We start from the raw sequence: 15595 nt of genomic DNA, 5'->3' as shown, positions 1-15595 counted from the left end.
TAAGAATTTATTTCTTAGCCGCTGTTTCTTTCTAGTGCAATATCGAAGCAAAATGAAATCACTAGAATTACAAAGGCAAAAATAAGAGAAAGGCTATGAAGATCATTATCCTAGGTGCTGGACAAGTAGGCGGTACCCTTGCTGAAAACCTAGTAGGTGAAAACAATGACATCACGATCGTCGACCGTAATGCCGACCGACTGCGTGAACTTCAAGACAAATACGACCTTAGGGTTGTAAACGGCTATGCCAGCCACCCGAACACACTACGTGAAGCGGGTGCACAAGATGCCGACATGTTGGTTGCCGTAACCAACATGGATGAAACCAACATGGCAGCGTGTCAGGTTGCTTTCTCTCTTTTCAATACGCCGAACCGAATTGCTCGTATTCGTTCTCCTCAATACCTAGAAGAGAAAGAAGCACTATTCAAATCAGGAGCTATCCCAGTCGATCACCTGATCGCACCCGAAGAGCTGGTAACCAGCTACATCGAGCGCCTGATTCAATACCCAGGCGCACTGCAGGTTGTGAGCTTTGCTGAACAGAAGGTTAGCCTAGTCGCAGTAAAAGCCTACTACGGTGGTCCACTGGTTGGTAACGCATTGTCTGCTTTGCGTGAGCACATGCCGCACATTGATACCCGTGTTGCCGCTATTTTCCGTCAAGGTCGCCCTATTCGTCCACAAGGCACCACCATCATTGAAGCCGATGATGAAGTGTTCTTCGTCGCAGCGAGTAACCACATCCGCTCAGTAATGAGTGAGCTACAGCGCCTAGAGAAACCGTACCGCCGCATCATGATTGTCGGTGGTGGTAACATTGGTGCAAGCTTGGCAAAACGCCTTGAGCAGAGCTACAGTATCAAGCTTATCGAGCGCAGCTACACTCGCGCCGAGAAGCTGTCTGAAGAATTAGAAAACACCATCGTATTCTGTGGTGATGCCGCCGATCAAGAGCTGCTGACCGAGGAGAACATCGATCAAGTTGATGTGTTCATCGCCCTAACCAATGAAGATGAAACCAACATCATGTCAGCCATGCTGGCGAAGCGAATGGGTGCCAAGAAGGTAATGGTACTGATTCAGCGTGGTGCTTACGTAGACCTTGTTCAGGGTGGTGTGATTGATATTGCTATCTCGCCACAGCAAGCGACCATTTCTGCGCTGCTTACTCACGTTCGTCGTGCTGATATCGTAAACGTATCCTCTCTACGTCGCGGCGCTGCAGAGGCGATCGAAGCGATTGCTCACGGTGACGAAACCACCTCTAAAGTGGTTGGCCGAGCGATTGGCGACATCAAGTTACCACCGGGCACCACTATTGGTGCGATTGTTCGCGGAGAAGAAGTACTTATCGCGCACGATAGAACCGTAATCGAACAGGATGACCACGTAGTGATGTTCCTAGTGGACAAGAAATACGTACCGGATGTTGAGTCTCTATTCCAACCGAGCCCGTTCTTCTTATAGCCTTGTTCTCGTGAGCTTCTTCTCGCAACTTTCTTTTGTGAGAACGGCGCTCCGGCACAAAGCTGTAATCAATTAAAGCTATGGTCTATTAAGCTATGGTCAACTTTCGTCCGATATTATTAGTGATAGGGTTAGTGTTATCAAAACTCGCCCTTTTCATGTACATCCCTACATTGGTTGCCTTTTTCACAGGCACCGGTGGCTTCCTCGAGTTTGGTCAGTCGGTAGTGATCACGCACATTGTGGCGTTCATCTGCTTGAGCTTAGGCCGTTCAGCTAAGTTCCGACTTGGGGTACGGGACATGTTCCTGATCACCTCTCTGGTATGGACGATAGCCAGTGCCTTTGCTGCACTGCCGTTTGTCTTCATCAACCACATCAGCTTCATTGACGCCTATTTTGAAACCATGTCTGGTATCACCACGACAGGCTCAACCGTATTAAGCGGCTTAGACAGCATGGCTCCAAGTATTCTGTTGTGGCGTTCTATACTGCAATGGTTAGGTGGCATCGGCTTCATCGTTATGGCGGTAGCGGTTCTGCCAATGCTCAACGTCGGTGGTATGCGCCTGTTCCAAACCGAATCATCCGATTGGTCAGATAAAAGCAGCCCACGAGCGAAAACGGTCGCCAAGAACATCGTGGCGGTTTATCTGGTTCTGACTGGGTTGTGCATCATTAGCTACCTGTTTGCAGGCATGGGTATCTTTGACGCAATCAATCATGCCTTCACAACACTGTCTACGGGTGGTTACTCAACATCAGATGGCTCAATGAACCACTTCTCTAACAGTGCTCACTGGGTAGGAACCCTGTTCATGTTCCTTGGTGGTCTGCCGTTCCTACTGTTTGTTAGCGCACTGCGTGGTAGAAAACTCTCAATCCTCTACAAAGACGCGCAAGTGAGAGGTTTCACCTATCTATTCTTGGTTACCAGTGCCGTGATATCGACATGGTTGGTGGTTAGAGATGGCTACACAGTCATGGATGCGATGCGTGTTTCGATGTTCAACATTGTGTCAGTCGTAACCACAACCGGTTTTGGCTTAGAAGATTTCACCGCGTGGGGCGCTTTGCCTACCACGCTGTTTGCCTTTTTAATGATGGCGGGCGCGTGCTCAGGTTCAACCTCTGGTGGTATCAAGATCTTCCGCTTCCAGATCGCGATGACCATGCTTCATAAGCAGATGATGAAACTGATTCACCCGTCGGGCGTGTTTGTTCAACGCTACAATCAGCGACCGGTGAATGACGATATTGTGCGTTCACTAGTCGCATTTGGTTTGATGTTCTTTATTACGATTATCTTAATTGCAGGTGGCTTGAGCGCGATGGGTTTAGACCCAATCACCAGTATCTCGGGCGCTATTACTGCGGTAGCTAACGTTGGCCCGGGTATGGGTAGCGTGATCGGCCCAACGGGTAACTTTGCTCCCCTACCAGACGCTGCTAAGTGGTTATTAAGCCTTGGTATGTTGATGGGAAGGCTTGAGATACTGACGCTGATCGTTCTATTCTTCCCAGCCTTCTGGCGACGCTAATTGCACGAATATTTAAGGAAACAGAGATGAAATCATACCTACTTCTCGCTAGCGCATTGCTCGCAAACTCAGTATTCGTAAGTTCTGCCTTTGCTGATCAAATGGTCACCTTGCCTGATGGCAAGCAAGTGTTACTCAAAGATGATTTTACTTGGCAATACGTGGCACCAAAGCAAACGGAAGCAGCAACGACAACATCAGAGACTGCAGTGCCTGTCGTAGCCGTACCTGTCGCAACGAACACGCGTGGCACTACGATTGTGGTTAATAGTAAAAAGCCAAGCTTACAGCTGTCTCAGTCAGGAGTGGATGTTGTACTGGGTGCAAGTCGCTATGAAGATGGTGAGCTTATCATTCCGACAGCCATCACTAACCAAGGCACTCAAGCGGTCATTTTGGTATCACTTAACATCAGCGTATTTACTGCAGAAGGTGAGTTGTTGGCAGAAGAAGAAGTTGCTGTGTGGAAATCAATCAAACGAATGGCCGACACATACCTACGACCAAAGACGGGTGAAGAAGGCAAGCTCATCAAGCTCGACCTAGAACAACACCCTGAATATCAGATTAAAGCTGAGATTACTGAGGTACTGGCTCGCTAAACCGGAGTCACGTACAAATAAATAGCGAAGAAATGGCAAGCGCAGCCCGCCAACACAAACAAATGCCAGATGGCATGATTGTAAGGGATGCGTTTTGCCACATAGAAAATCACACCCAACGAGTAAATCACGCCACCGAGTGCTAGTAGCACCAAACCACCCATCTCGATATTCATCGCCAGTTGATAAACCACAATCAGCGATAACCAACCCATCGCCAAGTAAGTCACCAATGACAAACGCTTAAATCGGTAGACGAAGGCAATCTTCATAATGATTCCGACTAGCGCGATACCCCAAATCACTGCCATCAAACCCATCGCCAATGGTGTTCTTAAACTCACCAATAAAAATGGCGTGTAACTGCCCGCGATCAATAAGTAGATCGCACAGTGATCGAGAGTTTTCAGTAATCGCTTGGTCTTTTCTGTGGTGATCGAGTGATAAAGCGTGGAAGCGAGAAAGAGTAGGATAATACTGCTGCCATATACCGCCATACTCGCAATAGTCAGTATGTCGGCTTGATGGTCAAACGCACGAATCAGCAGCAGGATTAAACCAACCACGCCAAGCACAACACCCAAGCCATGGGTTATCGCATTGGCGCGTTCTTCGATGTCACTGTATTCGCTCGCCGATGATGCAGACATGATTATCCTACTAGAGTAAATGTTCGATTTGCCTAGTATTGCACATTAAGCTTACACGTGTAAGCTTAAATTTTTATGACATCTTTTATGACATTAATAACGCCTAAACGGTGTGATGAAGCTAAGGTCTCTAAAGCTACAGAACCAAAGAGCTAACTAAGATGCGTTGTCTAGATACTCAAGTACCATCTTGCCCGCATCTTGTGGTGACGTATCCAATGGCACACTCAATTGACGCTGCAGTTGGCCAATGCCTAACAAGCTCGCCAACATGCCTTTTGCACCATCGCGATTACGGTCTATCTCAAACCACAACTTAAGCTCGGTTTCATCACGATGAGCAACCACTTCCAGTTCACGCCAACGGCCATGATATGGACCAGTGGTAGGGACAAACTCAAACTCTTGAACAAATGGCAGTTCAAAGCCCTCTACTGCTTCGCACTCAACTTGGCGAATACGCAGCCCTTGAGCTTCAAGCTCGTTAAAAATACCATCGAGGAGTGCGTCAGGGCGCACCGTTAAGATGTCTTTATCCGATGGATCAATCGCCATCGCAATATCGAGCCCGGTTTCTAGCCACACCTTTGAATCACCAATCGTGACAGGTGTGTTCAGCGGGACATCAAACTCACATTCAAAATCACGGGTTTCACCCGGCTGAATAACAAAGGCATACGGCAGGCTCCATTTGGCCAACGAGTATGTCTGGTGCATTCGACGTGTTTGACCGCCCTCTTGCCTTTGCGAATTCATAGTAATTTCTTTGACGTAACGACAGCACAAGTTGAGATCGATATTGTCGATCTCTTGTGGCTGAGCGCCACCATAGACATGCACAATAATGCTCGCCTTCTTGCCTGGATAAAGCACTTCCTGTTGCAATACAGAATCCACCTTGGCAGATCCAATTCCAAAACTTGCTAACGTTTTCTTTAAGAACGACATATGCACCTCCTTTAAAGCATCATCTTAAGCCTGAAAGAGGTTCAAACTCAAATATACTGCTCACACTATTTTAGCTCTAATATCGTCTATTTATCACTCAGGCGTCGATCGATAACTTAGATAGTGATAATCTAAGCCTTGATATGCATGCATATCATTATCCTGATTTATTCTTCGGATTGGCGAAAGCCAGACGAGTGACGCTTCAAGCAATTGAGGTGGAGCTCATGGTAAATCAGGCCATTAGATTGGCAATGGATATGCCTGACCGTTAGGTAAATTAATGCGCCCAACAGCTGTCAGGTTCTCGCACACCAACCGTAGTGCGATGCGTCGTCGTAGTGGCTTTGTTGCTGCTCCAACGGCTAAGAAATTGGCTCCTACAATGACTCTAGTTGAGAAGACTGCTTTATTAGCACCGACTACAACGAAAGTGATTAAAGCCGCTTAACAAAAAGCGCAGTTTTTACTGCGCTTTTTTCTTGCCCGCTCCCATCTTGAAATGTGTTTACACATTGGTATTCCCTACCCGATTTGATACCTTAGCCACAAATCATTATAAAATTTGTGGAGAAATAAAGTATGAAGTGTCACCGCATTGAAGAACTGCTTGAACTGATGGAGCCTGAGTGGCAGAAAGATCAAGAGCTTAACCTATTAGAGTTCATCATTAAGCTATCAAAAGAAGCGGGCTACCAAGGCAAGCTTGAAGAACTGACTGACGATGTTCTTATCTATCACCTAAAAATGCGCAACAGCGAAAAAGATGAGATGATCCCGGGCCTGAAAAAAGACCAAGAAGATGATTTCAAAACCGCAATTCTAAAAGCACGTGGCCTTCTTTAGTCGCCCGTTAGTTTAGAGCTCAATTGCCGTATAGATAAAACACTCAATTTTAAAAAGCGACCACCAGGTCGCTTTTTTGTTTCTGTTCGCTATTTTTTCGTCACAACTGTTATGACTTTTGTTGTTAAAGGTTGATAGCGTTAAAGAAATGAGAACAAGATTGTCGTTATAATCGCCATCCATAAGAATCTTCTAAAATAATAAGAGTGAGTGCGATAACAACAAATGCACCAAGCTCAATTTCAACAGGTTCTCTAAACCATACTTTCAAGTAATGTCGTCATGCCCGACTTAACCGGGCAAACAAGCCACAAAAAGGATAGTCCATGAGTCAGGATAAAATCGATATCAAAGATGTGACTCCTAAAACCTTTAACCCGAAAACACATAAAGGTAATGGAGATCGATTTAACCCAAGTAACCGAATCTATGTTCGAGAAAGCAAAGGTAAATTCCAACAACTGCGTCGCTATGGCGGTTGGTTCTTACTTTTACTTTTTGCGCTTATCCCATGGATTCCCTTTGGTGAACGTCAAGCGATCTTGCTCGATATCGGCAGCCAACAGTTCAACTTCTTTGGCACCACCTTATACCCGCAAGATCTGACCCTACTCGCGATCCTATTTATGATTGCCGCGTTTGGCCTGTTTTTCATAACCACCTTCTTAGGCCGCGTCTGGTGTGGCTATTTATGCCCGCAAACCGTCTGGACCTTCATGTATATCTGGTTCGAAGAGAAGCTAGAAGGCGCTGCCAATAAGCGAAGAAAACAAGACTCGGGCAAACTGACGAGCAATTTAATCCTCAGAAAAACCCTCAAACACATTGCGTGGTGGGCGATTGCCATTGCGACGGGCTTAACCTTTGTTGGTTACTTCATCTCAATCAAAGAGTTAGTGGTTGGCTTCTTTACCTTTAACTCGTCTTTCTGGCCGGTGTTTTGGGTACTGTTCTTTGCTGGATGTACTTATGCCAATGCGGGTTGGATGCGTTCAATTGTTTGTCTGCACATGTGTCCTTACGCGCGTTTCCAGTCGGCAATGTTCGATAAAGACACCTTCATCGTTGGTTACAACACAGAACGTGGTGAAAGCCGTGGCCCTCGCTCTCGTAAAGCCGATCCAAAAGAGCTTGGTCTAGGCGACTGTATTGACTGTAATCTGTGTGTACAAGTGTGCCCTACGGGTATCGATATCCGTGACGGCCTGCAATACGAGTGTATTAACTGCGGCGCGTGTATTGATGCCTGTGACAACACGATGGAGCGTATGGGCTATGAGAAAGGCCTGATCAATTACACCACCGAGCACAGACTTGAAGGTCACTCGACCAAGGTAATGCGTCCCAAGCTGTTGGGCTATGGCGCTATCTTGATCGTGATGCTGGGCTTGTTCTTCGCCCAAATCGCGAGCGTTGATCCTGCCGGCCTAAGTGTTCTGCGTGACCGAAACCAACTGTTTAGAGTCAATAACCAAGGGTTGGTTGAAAACACCTACACCTTGAAAGTGATCAACAAGACTCAACAAGAGCAAGAGTACAAACTCGGTGTTAGCGGACTGCCCGATTCTATCTGGTATGGTAAACAGACGATTACTGTCGATCCAGGCGAGGTTTTGAACCTACCTATCAGTTTAGGCGCCGACCCAGAAAAACTGAGCTCACCAGTTTCGACAATTCAGTTTATACTCTCGGATAATGAAGAGTTTACGATGGAAGTCGAAAGCCGCTTTATCAAGAAGCTCTGATACCCGCACCTTAGTGCTTGGTATAACAACCCAATAAATGGAAAAAGGCTCAGTAATGAGCCTTTTTTATTCTATGACGATGCAAGCCTTTAACTTTGATAACCTGACTCCTGACTTCATGTGGTACGCACTGGAGAGCATTGGAGTTCGTGCTGAATCCGGGCTTCTCGCTCTCAACAGCTACGAAAACCGGGTGTATCAATTCACCAATGAAGACCGTAAGCGCTACGTCGTTAAGTTTTATCGTCCGCAACGCTGGAACAAGGCACAGATCCAAGAAGAGCATGACTTCGCACTCGAGCTTATCGAGCAAGAGATGCCGGTTGCGCCTCCAATGCGAATCAACGGTGCAACCTTACATGAATACCAAGGCTACCTATTTGCACTATTTGAAAGTGTTGGCGGCAGACAGTATGAAGTTGACAATCTAGATCAATTGGAAGGCGTAGGACGCTTTCTTGGTCGTATTCATAAAGCCAGCGCGGGAAGAACATTCCAGCATCGCCCGACCATCAGCTTAGATGAATACCTTTATCAGCCACGTAAGATTCTAGAGAACTCTCAGTTTATCCCGACGCACCTAGAAAATGCCTTCTTCAATGACGTTGACCTTCTGATCAAAGAGCTAGAGAGCCAGTGGCCGAGCAACATTGAGAATATCCGCCTGCACGGTGACTGCCACCCTGGCAATATTTTGTGGCGCGATGGGCCAATGTTCGTCGATCTTGATGACGCACGTAACGGCCCTGCGATACAAGATCTGTGGATGCTGCTCAATGGCGAGCGCCAAGATAAGCTGATGCAACTGGATATTTTGCTAGAGAGTTACCAAGAGTTTTGCGATTTTAATACCGCACAACTGAAACTAATCGAACCACTACGCGGTCTACGTATGGTGCATTACATGGCATGGTTGGCGAAACGATGGCACGATCCTGCGTTTCCTCTGGCCTTCCCGTGGTTTAATGATCCGAAATATTGGGAGCAACAAGTACTTGCTTGTAAAGAGCAAATTGCTACCCTGCAAGAGCCACCACTTTCGTTAATGCCTCAGTGGTAACAGCAATCGCAACATACAACTAGATAAAAATTCAAACATAATGGAGATTGGATATATGAAAAAGCTATTCGCATTTTTCTCATTGATCATGTTGAGCCTTACCGCTCACGCTGCGAAATTTAACGAAGGTGAACACTACAAAGTTCTCGACCTAGAAGCATCAAAAAAACCAATGGTGACAGAGTTCTTCTCTTTTTACTGCCCACACTGTAATAGCTTTGAGCCAATCATCCAGCAGCTAAAACAACAGCTACCTAAAGACGCTAAGCTACAGAAGAACCATGTTTCATTCATGGGTGGCAACATGGGTCTGCCAATGAGCAAAGCTTACGCGACAATGATTGCACTGAAAGTTGAAGATAAAATGGTGCCAGTGATGTTTAACCGCATCCACACAATGAACAAGCCACCACGTGATGAAGAAGAACTGCGTCAAATCTTCCTAGACGAAGGCGTTGATGCGAAGAAATTCGATGCTGCGTATAACGGCTTTGCTGTAGATTCTATGGTTCGTCGCTTCGACAAAGCATTCAAAGACAGCGGCCTTTCAGGTGTACCCGCTGTTGTGGTTAACAACCGCTACCTAGTAGAAGCTCAAGGTATCAACTCTCTTGATGAGTACTTCGAGCTCGTGAACTTCTTATTAAAGAAGTAAGCCATTGATGAAAGGAAGCTTCGGCTTCCTTTTTTTTTGCTAGTTCAAAAATCATTATTGATAAATAATTAACCTGGAAGTTTAAAGCTTTACTGCTATTAATAACCCGTCCTAAGAACCGGTGGGCAAGGAGCCCTTGAATGAAAATAAAAATAACTCTCTTGGCATTGAGCGTTGCGGCTTCTCCCGCTTTTGCCAAGCTTGCAGACCAACAAGGTTTCAGTGGTGAAATCTCTCTCAATACCGGGGTTACCTCTTCCACCTCGAACTTTAATACCGATGGTGATAGCAATCTTTCATCCACAGATCAGAAGGCTTCTTCGGAAAGCTCTTTTCTGGTTGCTCCTTTAGGTAGTGTTGCTTATACCTTTGGTGAAAAGCTAAACCATCAGGTATACACAGGTACCGCGCGAGATGATGTAGCAACAGGTACTGTAGTTCTCGAAGTCGGTTACAAATACCAACTTGAGTCAGGCATGGTGATCGACGCTTCACTGCTGCCAACCATTATGTCTGGTGAAACTTGGGCTGATCCATACAACACCACATCAGCTCGCACCAAGACCGATGAAACTGGCAATGCGTTTCGTTTGAAGCTAAGCAACATTGCGGGCTCAGCTTTCTCGCTAGACATGGCCTATGCGACCAAAGATGTCGACAAGGATGATATTCAAGATCAAGAGCTCAAACGAGATGCCAATACTCTCTACTTGAAAGGTCAATATCGCCTGCCACTCAGTCGTACCATGATGCTTATTCCATCCGTCATCTATCAAACACGTGATGCTGATGGTAAAGCTGAATCTTACGACCAATTCGGTGGTGAGGTAAGCTTGTTTGGTGGCATGGGGCGTCACCAGTACGCACTAACAGCGGGTTACAACCAACGCTCTTACGATGCGAGCAACCCGATCTACGACAAGAAACGCAGCGACGACAATATCAACCTATTCGCCGCCTATGAGTATGATCAATTCATGGATTGGGAAAACTGGTCGTTTATTTCACTGGCAGGCTACGGCACCAGCGACTCGAACATTACCTTCTACGACGAGTCTCAATATATCGTTTCAGTTGGCTTGAACTACAAGTTCTAACCTTAGCGAGTATGAACTGCAATCCAACGAAAGCCTGCATCTAAGCAGGCTTTTTCTGCTTGCTAGACAGCTTGAGCCGTGAGTTGTTTCAGCAAGCGATCCATCGCGCGATAGCCTAGCGCTTCTGATAGATGTTTCTTTTCGATCTGCTCGTTACCGTCAAGGTCGGCAATGGTTCGTGCCACCTTAATAATTCGATGATAAGCACGAATCGATAAACCCAAGCGATGTAGTGCTGTCTCAAGAAACTCTGCATCTTCGCGTCGCAGTGGGCAATACTTCTCAATTTCTCGGCTACCTAACAGTGCATTCGATTTATGGTTGCGAGATAGCATTAACTCTCGCGCCTGCCTAACCCTTTGCTTAACTACTTGAGTGGTTTCACCGCGATCACCGCCTTCGGCCAACATTCCTTTTGGCAACAGAGGTATCTCCAATGACATATCGAACCTATCCAGCAAGGGCCCAGATAAGCGATTGAGGTAACGCAGGATGATCTGTGGGTTGGCGCGCGCCTGGTTACCTTCGTAATAACCCGTTGGACTTGGGTTAAGTGCACCGACCAATTGAAAACGCGCAGGAAAACGAGTCTTGCCCGCAGCACGGGAGATAATGATCTCGCCCGACTCTAGTGGCTCTCGTAATGAATCAAGCACCTTGCGCTCAAACTCCGGCATCTCATCTAAGAACAATAAGCCGTTATGCGCTAAAGAGATCTCTCCGGGGCGAGGCACCGAACCACCACCCACTAATGCCGCCATTGAACTGGAATGGTGAGGAGAGCGAAAAGGTCGTTGCTTCCAGTTGTATTGATTGATTTCTTGTTGCGTTAACGAGGCCACCGACGCGGTTTCCATCGCTTCGTCATCACTCATTTCAGGTAATAGGTCACGCAGTCGAGAAGCGAGCATAGTTTTTCCGGTTCCGGGTGGGCCAAGAAACAATAAGTTATGATTCCCAGCAGCGGCTATCTCTAGAGCTCGCTTGCCTTGTTGTTGGCCGATAATATCTTGTAGGTCGCGAAGCACTGAAACATCAGCCTGATGATGTTCCGTTCTATATAGCCCAAGCTGAGCCTGTCCACACATGTCAGCACAAACCTCCAACAAGGTTTGTGCAGATTTATGCGCTCCCTTGCCCACCAGCGCAGCCTGATCACCGTTATGATGTGGGACAACTAAGCATCGCTCTACACTGTCGGCGGCTAACGTCGCAGGCAAAACGCCCTTTACCGAGCGAAGTTCTCCTGACAATGCCAACTCACCGATAAATTCATGTTGAACTATTTTTGATGTCGGAAGCTGATCTGACGCCACCAAAATCCCAAGCGCGATGGGCAGGTCAAAACGGCCACCTTCTTTGGGCAAATCGGCTGGGGCGAGATTGACCGTGATTCTTTTCGATGGAAACTCAAAGCGAGAATTGATGATCGCGCTTCTCACTCGGTCTTTAGATTCCTTGACCGTTGTTTCAGGTAGACCCACCAGCGTGAAGCCAGGCATTCCGTTGCTTATATGCACCTCAACGGTCACTTCTGGCGCCTCTACACCCACACTAGCTCGGCTATGAATTATCGCGAGTCCCATAACTTTCCTTTGTCTTTGATTTAAAAGTATTCGCTCTGGATATTCGTTGCTCACCAAAGCGATAAGGTTGTTATATAGCTTGGTGGAATGGTATTTTAATGTGAAAAAAGAATGACATTTCCCTTGTCATGCGGCAGATTTGTGTGATAACACTAGAGATGTAGACATTTACTGAAGACAATAAACGAGAAAACTCGAATATTATGATTTTTAACGCTCGCATTTACGCACTGATTAACCTGATTATCGTAGTCATTATTAAGACTGCGCGGGGGCGAGTGGGAAGACAGTAACCACGAATTAGAAAAAACCCCCGCACTGACAAGTCCGGGGGTTTTTTCTAATTTAAACATTCGATTTTTATATTTTTGAGCATTTTCGGCTTTGCCGATTTACAGGAAGAATGGGAGCACAAGATGTGCAGAGACAAAGGAAACAGTTACCAAAATAAAGGTAATACGGGAGAATTCCGATGAAAGGCGCAGAACTAGTCGTATCCGCACTCAAGCAACAAGGAATTGAGACCGTATTTGGTTACCCCGGTGGTGCCATCATGCCAATCTACGATGCACTCTATGACGGCGGGGTTGAACATATCCTATGTCGCCATGAGCAAGGCGCCGCTATGGCCGCGATCGGCATGGCTCGAGCAACACAAGATGTCGCTGTTTGTATGGCAACGTCTGGCCCAGGTGCTACCAACCTAGTTACTGGCCTTGCTGATGCCTTTATGGACTCTATCCCAATGGTTGCCATCACTGGTCAAGTTGCGAGTTCCCACATTGGTACCGATGCATTCCAAGAAATGGATGTGATTGGTATGTCTCTGTCATGTACTAAACACAGCTACCTAGTAACTGATATTGAAGATCTAGCTCCAACCCTCGCTGAAGCGTTTGTGGTAGCAAAGTCTGGCCGCCCTGGCCCGGTTATCGTCGATATCGCTAAAGACGTTCAACTAGCAGAAGCACCTGTTAACGCTCTTCCTGAATTTACTCCACCCGCAATTCCTGTTGCGACAACTGATGCCATTGAACAGGCACAGTACTTTTTGTCTCAAGCGACCCGTCCTGTTTTATACGTAGGTGGTGGTGTTCAACTTGCTAAAGCAACTGATGCGGTTCGTGAGTTTTTACGCCTAAACCCAATGCCAGCAGTAAGCACACTGAAAGGCTTGGGCACTATCGAACGTGACGACCCACACTACCTTGGCATGCTGGGTATGCACGGCACTAAAGCCGCTAACCTTGTGGTTCAAGAGAGTGACCTGTTGATTGTTGTCGGTGCTCGTTTTGATGACCGAGTAACTGGCAAACTCGATACCTTTGCGCCGCATGCTAAGGTTATCCATATCGATATCGATGCCGCTGAGTTCAGCAAACTGCGTCTTGCCAATGCGCCAATTCGCGGTGACATCAACAAGATCATGCCTCAACTAGAGCTAAGCCAAGACATCTCCTCTTGGGTTCATCACTCTGAAGGTCTTCGTAGCTCATTCAAATGGCGTTACGACCACCCTGGTGATCTGATTTTTGCTCCACTGCTGTTGAAGCAACTGTCAGACATGATGCCAGCAAGCTCTATCGTATCGACTGATGTGGGCCAACACCAAATGTGGGCAGCTCAGCACATTCAGCCTCGCGATCCACAGAACTTCATTACCTCTGCCGGTTTAGGCACCATGGGCTTTGGCTTGCCAGCTGCAATGGGTGCTTCGGTTGGGCGTCCTGATGACCAATCTATTCTTATCTCTGGTGATGGCTCGTTCATGATGAACGTGCAAGAGCTTGGCACGCTGAAACGCCGCCAAATCCCAGTGAAGATGGTACTTCTTAACAACTCTCGCTTGGGTATGGTTCGCCAATGGCAATCGTTGTTCTTCGATGGCCGCCATAGTGAAACTATCTTAGATGACAACCCTGATTTCGTGATGCTCGCGAAAGCGTTCGATATCCCGGGCAAAACCATCACTCGTAAAGAAGAAGTAGAACCAGCATTGAAAGAGATGCTAGAGAGCAAAACCGCTTACCTACTTCATGTTCTTATCGATGAAGAAGAAAACGTATGGCCACTAGTACCGCCAGGTGCTTCAAACAGTGAGATGTTGGAGAACACATAACATGAAAAGATACCTATTAGACATCAAAGCCGATGATAAGCCTGTACTACTAGAGCGTGTTCTTCGTGTTATCCGCCACCGTGGCTTTATTGTTAAGCAAGTCGCGGGCACTCAAAACCACGAAAGTAAAGTGGCGAGTGTAGAGATCATCGTAGACAGTGACCGTCCGATCTCGTTCTTGGTAAACCAAATCGAAAAGCTGTGGGATGTACGTACCGTTGACGTTATCTCGATCAGCCGTAATGAACTGCCAAACAACAACTTACAACAAAAGATAAACGCATAAGGAACCGCAAACATGACAGCTAAAACAGCAGACTATATTTGGTTTAACGGTGAGATGGTTCCTTGGGCAGAGGCGAACGTTCACGTCCTGACTCACGCAATGCACTACGGTACTTCTGTGTTTGAAGGTGTTCGTTGTTACAACACACCAAAAGGGCCGGTTATCTTCCGTCACCCTGAACATGCTAAGCGCCTAAAAGACTCAGCAAAAATCTATCGCTTCCCTATTCCTTACACTGAGGAAGAAATTATGGAAGCGACTCGCGAAACGCTACGCCAAAATAAGCTAGAGTCAGCGTACATCCGCCCTCTAGGTTTCGTAGGTAACGTTGGTTTGGGTGTCTGCCCGCCAGAAAATACTGAGATGGAACTGATCATCGCTGCTTTCCCTTGGGGGTCTTACCTAGGCGAAGAAGCACTAGAAAACGGCGTTGATGCAATGATTTCTAGCTGGAACCGTGCCGCTCCAAACACGATCCCAACCGCAGCAAAAGCCGGTGGTAACTACCTATCTTCACTATTAGTTGGTGGCGAAGCTCGCCGTCATGGTTACGATGAAGGCATCGCACTGAGTGTTGATGGTTACCTTTCTGAAGGGGCTGGTGAGAACATCTTTGTGGTACGTAACGGCGTGCTATCCACACCACCAGCGACCAGTGCGATTCTGCCGGGTATCACGCGTGATTCGATCATGACACTAGCAAAAGACATGGGTTATGAGATCCGTGAAGAGAACATTGCTCGTGAAGCGCTATACCTTGCCGATGAAGTATTCATGACAGGCACAGCGGCGGAAATCGTTCCGGTTCGCAGCGTAGACAAAATTACAGTAGGTGAAGGCAAACGCGGTCCTATCACTGAAAAAGTTCAAGCGGCTTACTTTGGTCTATTCAATGGAACCACTGAAGATAAGTGGGGCTGGTTAGACTACGTTTACCCAGCAGACCAAACTTCAGAAAACCAAACGCAAACAACTAAGTAAGCAACAG

The 15595-nt window shown here is 46.9% G+C and carries 15 protein-coding genes; 12 read left to right on the top strand and 3 right to left on the bottom strand.

Annotated elements, in window-relative coordinates:
• The first annotated feature begins 95 nt into the window (after nucleotides 1–95).
• From trkA to AB4154_RS09955, 3 genes are all read left to right on the top strand, one after another.
• Entirely contained in the window at nucleotides 96–1472 is a 1377-nt protein-coding gene (trkA, locus tag AB4154_RS09965) for a Trk system potassium transporter TrkA (RefSeq protein ID WP_004735766.1), read from the top strand.
• Nucleotides 1473–1567: 95 nt separating this feature from the next.
• Nucleotides 1568–3013, top strand: coding sequence for a TrkH family potassium uptake protein (locus AB4154_RS09960; RefSeq protein WP_029235642.1), 1446 nt, complete (start codon nucleotides 1568–1570; stop codon nucleotides 3011–3013).
• A gap of 26 nt (nucleotides 3014–3039) precedes the next feature.
• Nucleotides 3040–3615, top strand: coding sequence for a DUF3157 family protein (locus AB4154_RS09955; RefSeq protein ID WP_372122852.1), 576 nt, complete (start codon nucleotides 3040–3042; stop codon nucleotides 3613–3615).
• On the opposite strand, the gene AB4154_RS09950 is transcribed toward AB4154_RS09955, so the two are convergent.
• Both AB4154_RS09950 and AB4154_RS09945 read right to left on the bottom strand, forming a co-directional pair.
• Nucleotides 3612–4265, bottom strand: coding sequence for a hemolysin III family protein (locus AB4154_RS09950; RefSeq protein ID WP_017063010.1), 654 nt, complete (start codon nucleotides 4263–4265; stop codon nucleotides 3612–3614). The genes AB4154_RS09955 and AB4154_RS09950 overlap by 4 nt on opposite strands.
• A gap of 156 nt (nucleotides 4266–4421) precedes the next feature.
• Entirely contained in the window at nucleotides 4422–5213 is a 792-nt protein-coding gene (locus AB4154_RS09945) for a sporulation protein (RefSeq protein ID WP_017058778.1), read from the bottom strand.
• 283 nt (nucleotides 5214–5496) lie between these two features.
• Here AB4154_RS09945 and AB4154_RS09940 point away from each other — a divergent pair, with 283 nt between their 5' ends.
• The 6 genes from AB4154_RS09940 (at nucleotide 5497) to AB4154_RS09915 (ending at nucleotide 10616) form a co-directional block, all read left to right on the top strand.
• Nucleotides 5497–5664, top strand: coding sequence for a hypothetical protein (locus AB4154_RS09940; RefSeq protein ID WP_004739323.1), 168 nt, complete (start codon nucleotides 5497–5499; stop codon nucleotides 5662–5664).
• A 131-nt stretch (nucleotides 5665–5795) separates the two neighbouring features.
• Nucleotides 5796–6059, top strand: coding sequence for a YihD family protein (locus AB4154_RS09935; RefSeq protein WP_009848104.1), 264 nt, complete (start codon nucleotides 5796–5798; stop codon nucleotides 6057–6059).
• Between the two features lie 326 nt (nucleotides 6060–6385).
• Nucleotides 6386–7804, top strand: coding sequence for a cytochrome c oxidase accessory protein CcoG (gene ccoG, locus AB4154_RS09930; RefSeq protein WP_372122850.1), 1419 nt, complete (start codon nucleotides 6386–6388; stop codon nucleotides 7802–7804).
• Between the two features lie 73 nt (nucleotides 7805–7877).
• The gene (locus tag AB4154_RS09925) at nucleotides 7878–8864 is read left to right on the top strand and encodes a serine/threonine protein kinase (protein ID WP_372122863.1); all 987 of its coding nucleotides are present in this window, start codon (nucleotides 7878–7880) and stop codon (nucleotides 8862–8864) included.
• A 55-nt stretch (nucleotides 8865–8919) separates the two neighbouring features.
• Nucleotides 8920–9519 carry a thiol:disulfide interchange protein DsbA/DsbL gene (locus AB4154_RS09920; protein WP_017063015.1) on the top strand — a complete coding sequence of 200 codons (600 nt, stop codon included), beginning with the start codon at nucleotides 8920–8922 and terminating at the stop codon, nucleotides 9517–9519.
• 140 nt (nucleotides 9520–9659) lie between these two features.
• On the top strand, nucleotides 9660–10616 hold the full coding sequence (locus AB4154_RS09915; RefSeq protein WP_372122849.1) for a DUF2860 domain-containing protein: 957 nt from the start codon (nucleotides 9660–9662) through the stop codon (nucleotides 10614–10616).
• A gap of 62 nt (nucleotides 10617–10678) precedes the next feature.
• On the opposite strand, the gene AB4154_RS09910 is transcribed toward AB4154_RS09915, so the two are convergent.
• Nucleotides 10679–12202: a YifB family Mg chelatase-like AAA ATPase gene (locus AB4154_RS09910; protein ID WP_372122847.1), complete on the bottom strand. Its 1524-nt coding sequence runs from the start codon at nucleotides 12200–12202 to the stop codon at nucleotides 10679–10681.
• A 472-nt stretch (nucleotides 12203–12674) separates the two neighbouring features.
• Between AB4154_RS09910 and ilvG the strand changes: the two genes are divergently transcribed.
• The 3 genes from ilvG to AB4154_RS09895 are packed head-to-tail and all read left to right on the top strand — an operon-like array spanning nucleotide 12675 to nucleotide 15588.
• Complete coding sequence (ilvG, locus tag AB4154_RS09905; RefSeq protein WP_372122845.1) at nucleotides 12675–14321, top strand: acetolactate synthase 2 catalytic subunit; 1647 nt, start codon at nucleotides 12675–12677, stop codon at nucleotides 14319–14321.
• A 1-nt stretch (nucleotide 14322) separates the two neighbouring features.
• Nucleotides 14323–14607 carry an acetolactate synthase 2 small subunit gene (gene ilvM, locus AB4154_RS09900; RefSeq protein ID WP_017055442.1) on the top strand — a complete coding sequence of 95 codons (285 nt, stop codon included), beginning with the start codon at nucleotides 14323–14325 and terminating at the stop codon, nucleotides 14605–14607.
• 12 nt (nucleotides 14608–14619) lie between these two features.
• On the top strand, nucleotides 14620–15588 hold the full coding sequence (locus AB4154_RS09895; RefSeq protein WP_017063017.1) for a branched-chain amino acid transaminase: 969 nt from the start codon (nucleotides 14620–14622) through the stop codon (nucleotides 15586–15588).
• Nucleotides 15589–15595 lie beyond the last annotated feature (7 nt).

This window comes from Vibrio sp. 10N.286.51.B11, from assembly GCF_041469245.1.
GTDB classification, from domain to species: domain Bacteria; phylum Pseudomonadota; class Gammaproteobacteria; order Enterobacterales; family Vibrionaceae; genus Vibrio; species Vibrio crassostreae_C.
The sequence above is the reverse complement of the archived record's forward strand: the minus strand, read 5'-3'. Positions and strand labels throughout refer to the sequence as shown.

Bases quoted from the DNA above. Each gene is read 5' to 3' on its own strand.
- AB4154_RS09895 (WP_017063017.1), top strand. From the start codon at position 14,620: ATGACAGCTAAAACAGCAGACTATATTTGGTTTAACGGTGAGATGGTT.
- AB4154_RS09920 (WP_017063015.1), top strand. From the start codon at position 8,920: ATGAAAAAGCTATTCGCATTTTTCTCATTGATCATGTTGAGCCTTACC.
- AB4154_RS09960 (WP_029235642.1), top strand. From the start codon at position 1,568: ATGGTCAACTTTCGTCCGATATTATTAGTGATAGGGTTAGTGTTATCA.
- AB4154_RS09935 (WP_009848104.1), top strand. From the start codon at position 5,796: ATGAAGTGTCACCGCATTGAAGAACTGCTTGAACTGATGGAGCCTGAG.
- AB4154_RS09950 (WP_017063010.1), bottom strand. From the start codon at position 4,265: ATGTCTGCATCATCGGCGAGCGAATACAGTGACATCGAAGAACGCGCC.
- AB4154_RS09925 (WP_372122863.1), top strand. From the start codon at position 7,878: ATGACGATGCAAGCCTTTAACTTTGATAACCTGACTCCTGACTTCATG.
- AB4154_RS09940 (WP_004739323.1), top strand. From the start codon at position 5,497: ATGCGCCCAACAGCTGTCAGGTTCTCGCACACCAACCGTAGTGCGATG.
- ccoG (WP_372122850.1), top strand. From the start codon at position 6,386: ATGAGTCAGGATAAAATCGATATCAAAGATGTGACTCCTAAAACCTTT.
- ilvG (WP_372122845.1), top strand. From the start codon at position 12,675: ATGAAAGGCGCAGAACTAGTCGTATCCGCACTCAAGCAACAAGGAATT.
- ilvM (WP_017055442.1), top strand. From the start codon at position 14,323: ATGAAAAGATACCTATTAGACATCAAAGCCGATGATAAGCCTGTACTA.
- AB4154_RS09910 (WP_372122847.1), bottom strand. From the start codon at position 12,202: ATGGGACTCGCGATAATTCATAGCCGAGCTAGTGTGGGTGTAGAGGCG.
- AB4154_RS09955 (WP_372122852.1), top strand. From the start codon at position 3,040: ATGAAATCATACCTACTTCTCGCTAGCGCATTGCTCGCAAACTCAGTA.
- trkA (WP_004735766.1), top strand. From the start codon at position 96: ATGAAGATCATTATCCTAGGTGCTGGACAAGTAGGCGGTACCCTTGCT.
- AB4154_RS09915 (WP_372122849.1), top strand. From the start codon at position 9,660: ATGAAAATAAAAATAACTCTCTTGGCATTGAGCGTTGCGGCTTCTCCC.
- AB4154_RS09945 (WP_017058778.1), bottom strand. From the start codon at position 5,213: ATGTCGTTCTTAAAGAAAACGTTAGCAAGTTTTGGAATTGGATCTGCC.